Genomic DNA, 4,145 nt, shown 5'->3' with positions numbered 1-4,145 from the left:
CCCTGGACGACCGCGCCCTCGCGCACATCAAGTTCGTCATCGTCAATAAGTTGCGCCGCAATGAGGCGTTCACGTTCTCATGGGATAAGCCCGAGAGCGAGGGCGGGGGCCGGTCGAGTGTATGGATCTCTGCGCAGATCCCCCTCGAGTTCGAATTCGACGACGCAACCCCGCCAGAGATGAACCGCGAATGGCTCGAGCAGCTCTCGCAGGCGGCATCAACGATCACTGGGCTGTCACCGATTCCGGAGCCTGAGAAGCCGTAGCCGCCGCTGGCGAACTTCTTCTTGGAGTTTGCGGTGCCGTGTCGTACCCTGAAGAGTATCGAACATGTGTTCGACACTCGAAAGGGGCCACGATGACGCTGATGAACGACAGTCTCACTACGGTGTGGTTCGAGGGCGGCGTGCCCTATGGTCTCATCTGGGAGGGCCGGCACTACCGCGTCACTGACACGCCCACCCACCTCGACGAGCCGCCTCTGCGGGAGAACGATCACAGTCAGGGCTGGCGCTTTCAGGGCACCGATGACGATGAGCTATCACGCATGTTCGACGTCGTCCGAGACGGGACGAACTGGCACGTCGTCAGGGTGTACACCTGATAGCTAAACGCACCGTGCGACCCGGTCGGTTCCGGATGCGCCCTCAGCCGCGCTTCAGTCGCTTCTTCGCGGCGCGCTCCGCCAGCACCGCCACGTAATCATGCACAGGTTTGTCGGCGAGTATCGCGACCTCCTCGCGCACGATCTGCTCAACGTCGTCAACGCTCGCCTTCGGAAACTTCTCCTTGAGCCGTCCAACAACCTTTCGGGCGACCTCGTCAGCGTCAAATTCTGTCGTCATACGCGCCAGTGTGACATGGGGAGGTTGACGGGGTGCGGTCGGGCCGCACGGCCAGCTAAAACCTAACCGTGGTTTATTGTGCGCCGTGGTCGAGATTAGGCTCAATTCGGCCGTCATCATGAGCAGGCAAAACCGCACTCGGTTGGGCGGATCTTGAGGGCGTTCCTTGCCGCGATGTAATGGGAATCTTTCCCAACTCGCCAACCGGATCGACTGCCTCGTTCTTGACCATGTTCTTTAGCGCTGGACTTGCACACTTTCTCAACCCGTGCTGACCGGAGGGTGTTGTGGACAATCGGAGATTACCAGGCGGCTCGGCACACGTCGCCACCGCAGAAAGAGTTCACCTGGACACGCTCAGCGGCCTATAAGCCGACTGAACTGACTCCAAATTCTGCTTCCTCCGCACTGAAACCTTCATATGCGAGTTGTTCAATGAGGCCCTCTCGCGAAAAAGCCGAAATTTCAAGATAGCTTTTCGCTTTGGCCGCCGCCTGCTGGCTCCAGTCCGCTCCGACGGCGTCAGATCCGTAAGTCGCATCTTCCACCGAAAAGCCTTCGTAAACCAATTGATCGATGAGACCGCTTCGTGAGAACGATGCGAAGTCGAGATAACTCTGCGCTTTTCTCGAAGCGTTAGATTGGCTCACTGATTCAACCGGTTTCGGTGAAGCCGGTGCCACCGTCGGGGTTGGACTTGGTGTGCTCGTCGGGGTGGGTTTCGCCGTCGCCTTGGGGGTCGAGATCGGTTTGGTCGTGACTGTCGGTGCGGGCGAAGCGCTGCTCGTACCGAGCGGATCAAGTGCCGCATCCGATTCGCTCACGCTGGCGATACCGCCAAGGAGTGCAACTGTCGTGATGAGGGAGGTCAAGGCCGCAACCCCACCAAGAATCAGACCGGTGAGGGCGAAACCCTTGCGCTGCTTCTTCACCAAAGCGATAGCGGCCAGGGCTACGGCGGCGCCACCGGCAATCAAACCCCAGACGGGGATCCAGCCACTCAAGAAGGCCACGATGCCAGCGACGAGGCCCGCAATCGCGAATAGTGAGGACACCGTCCCATTGGCCTCGGGCGGCACAGACCGTTGCGCAGGAGGTTGTGGATTACTAACAATGCTCATGTACGAATCTTCGCGCGAATTAACGTGAATATTCTTCCCCCCAACAGAGGGCCGCATTCCGACTCTGGGGATTGGTGCGGAGAACTCCTTCCGAGGCTAATGGCAAGAACGTGTCGAGGCCCGCTTGCAACTATGTACATGAGAACGACGCCTAGCCGGGCTCCTGACCTCTAAAAAGAATGTCCCGGCACGACACACTGGTAGGGCGGATGGTAGGGGGGTCTGCATTTCTTCCCGGACCAGTGGGACGCCGACATGGACTGCTTCTCTTTAGGCCTCGCAGCCCCGAGCGCGCCGATCACCCCTCTGCACCGAGCCGAGGGCTAATGGACTCGCCGGTCACCCTGAAGCGTTTTGTCGTCTTGTCGAGAGCGAACGTTCCCCACCGAAAATTGACGGCCGCGCTGGAACGCTATCGCTCCAACACAGCGCGAATAAGAGGCGTCGGATCGGCGCTAGGGTTCCGCCAGTCGGCGCGACCGGGATGAGTCACGGTTACAACTGCACGGCCGTCTGGCGCGATATGGGCTTCGCTGGTCCATCCGCGACCATTTTGCTCCACGAAGCGGTCGATCAGCTCGCTGGCGCCGATCGCTTCACGCGCCCAGCGTCCGGCCGTCGCTCCAAGGCAGAGAATCGTTCGAACGCCGAGGGCGTGGATGACCGCATCATGAACGGGCCAGCATTGCTGGAGCAGGACAGTCTTTTCAACACCGAGAGCGGCCTCGGTCGCGGAACGCACGAATACCACGTTGCTCGCTGGCACTTCGCGAAGCTCGACGCCCAGTTGGTCGAACACGTGTCGCATACGCGGCTGCATTCCGTGTTTGCCGGGAGGCCTTCCCAGCCAGGAGTCGTCAATATACGCAGACCAGGGCGTCGTACGTGCTTTCCAGTTCTCCAGGTCTCTCGCGACCGTTTCATGCGCTTGAGAAACTGGCGATCCACCAGGATTGAGCCCGAGTATGTAAAGATCGCGATGACCCACGAAAGCGCTTGGACCAGAATAGAAAAGCGATCCCGATCTATTGAGCGTCGACTGAGACAGTTGCTCCATCGCCGAGGTTATGAGCACCGGTACTATCTCGGACACGGCGTACTTCCTGTTCATGAGTGTTGCTCGGCGAGTGCCCAGAAGGTTAACCCAAGCAGTTGATCGCGTCGGCTGAGCCCGCTGCGGCTTCGGTAAGGACTCGGGCGACGGGGATCATGACGACCGTATGCGAGGCTGTCACGTCGTCAAGCGGAAAGACCATAGACGTTGTCTCGCCCGAGGGGTCTTTTCCTGCTCCCCAGGAACCCAGGATTTCTTCACCCGCAGGCGATGCGTACAGGACGGCGACCGAAAAGTAGCGACCACCGGACGGCACCGCCGAGCCGCGAGTCACTGTGTACCCCTCTTCCATGAATCCCTGAATGTGGGCGACCCAAGTTGCGCTCATCGTGAGGCACTCTGGCGCAGGCTCGGGCGCTGCGGTCGCGCTGGCGTCCTGCGTCGGTTGGGCAGTCTGCGTGGACCGAGGCGCCTCATCCTGCTCGGCGTTCGAGAGCCCCGAACACCCTGCAAGCGCGAGGATCAGGACGGCAAGAGCGATGGGACGGAACATGCGGCAACCGTATCGGTTCTCGAACGCGGACGGAATTCTGACGGGATCGGCTCTCGGATCTCGCAGTGCCGACGCCCAACTTCCGCGTAAACGTTGGTAGGGCGGATGGGACTTGAACCCATGACCGACGGATTATGAGTCCGCTGCTCTAACCAGCTGAGCTACCGCCCCGCGCCCGCGTGTGCGAGCGGATTCCTACGATACAGGCCCGCGCACCTGCTACCGGCACCCGCGTCGGTACTCCGGTCGGATCATCCGCTGGGGTAAAGTCACCCCATGCCGATTTCTTGCTGCGTTATGTTCTGGGCACATCCTGGTATGGAGACAGAGCTGTCTCGCTACCTGGACATCGTCGTCGATCTCGAAACCGAACATGGCGGGCTGGTGCTTCAGCGTGGAGTGACCAATGCGTCGGACGACCAGCCGCTGGAGGTGCACATGCTCCAGTTTCCGTCACTGGATATGTACGACAACTTCATGGGTGATCAGCGGCGAGTCACGATGGCGCCAGAACGAGAACGGGTGATCGCCAGAATGGAGATCATGCAAATGACATTCATGCCGGTGCCGGT

At 60.1% G+C, this 4,145-nt stretch carries 7 protein-coding genes and 1 tRNA gene; 3 read left to right on the top strand and 5 right to left on the bottom strand.

The features are described 5' to 3' along the window. Both RMN95_RS08340 and RMN95_RS08335 read left to right on the top strand, forming a co-directional pair. Positions 1-266, top strand: a 266-nt coding sequence (locus RMN95_RS08340) for an ATP-dependent DNA ligase (protein WP_309616471.1), incomplete at its 5' end; no start/stop codon positions are given. 92 nt (positions 267-358) lie between these two features. Further along, entirely contained in the window at positions 359-604 is a 246-nt protein-coding gene (locus RMN95_RS08335; RefSeq protein WP_309616470.1) for a hypothetical protein, read from the top strand. A gap of 43 nt (positions 605-647) precedes the next feature. Here the strand turns inward: RMN95_RS08335 and RMN95_RS08330 are convergent, their stop codons facing one another. The 5 genes from RMN95_RS08330 to RMN95_RS08310 all read right to left on the bottom strand — a co-directional run bounded on the left by RMN95_RS08330 (position 648) and on the right by RMN95_RS08310 (position 3,744). Then, positions 648-845: a three-helix bundle dimerization domain-containing protein gene (locus RMN95_RS08330; protein ID WP_309616469.1), complete on the bottom strand. Its 198-nt coding sequence runs from the start codon at positions 843-845 to the stop codon at positions 648-650. Between the two features lie 365 nt (positions 846-1,210). Next, a complete protein-coding gene (locus tag RMN95_RS08325) occupies positions 1,211-1,858 on the bottom strand; it encodes an Ltp family lipoprotein (protein WP_309616468.1) in 648 nt (215 codons plus the stop codon). Between the two features lie 520 nt (positions 1,859-2,378). Next, positions 2,379-3,077: a hypothetical protein gene (locus tag RMN95_RS08320; protein WP_309616467.1), complete on the bottom strand. Its 699-nt coding sequence runs from the start codon at positions 3,075-3,077 to the stop codon at positions 2,379-2,381. Between the two features lie 28 nt (positions 3,078-3,105). Continuing rightward, on the bottom strand, positions 3,106-3,573 hold the full coding sequence (locus tag RMN95_RS08315) for a hypothetical protein (RefSeq protein ID WP_309616466.1): 468 nt from the start codon (positions 3,571-3,573) through the stop codon (positions 3,106-3,108). Positions 3,574-3,667: 94 nt separating this feature from the next. Beyond that, positions 3,668-3,744, bottom strand: a tRNA-Ile gene (locus RMN95_RS08310). Positions 3,745-3,849: 105 nt separating this feature from the next. Between RMN95_RS08310 and RMN95_RS08305 the strand changes: the two genes are divergently transcribed. Next, the coding region (locus tag RMN95_RS08305; RefSeq protein ID WP_309616465.1) for a hypothetical protein at positions 3,850-4,145 on the top strand (296 nt) is incomplete at its 3' end.

The sequence above is a fragment of the Salinibacterium sp. genome, assembly GCF_031364185.1.
Classification (GTDB): Bacteria; Actinomycetota; Actinomycetes; order Actinomycetales; family Microbacteriaceae; genus Rhodoglobus.
This window is presented reverse-complemented; position numbering and strand designations above follow the sequence as displayed.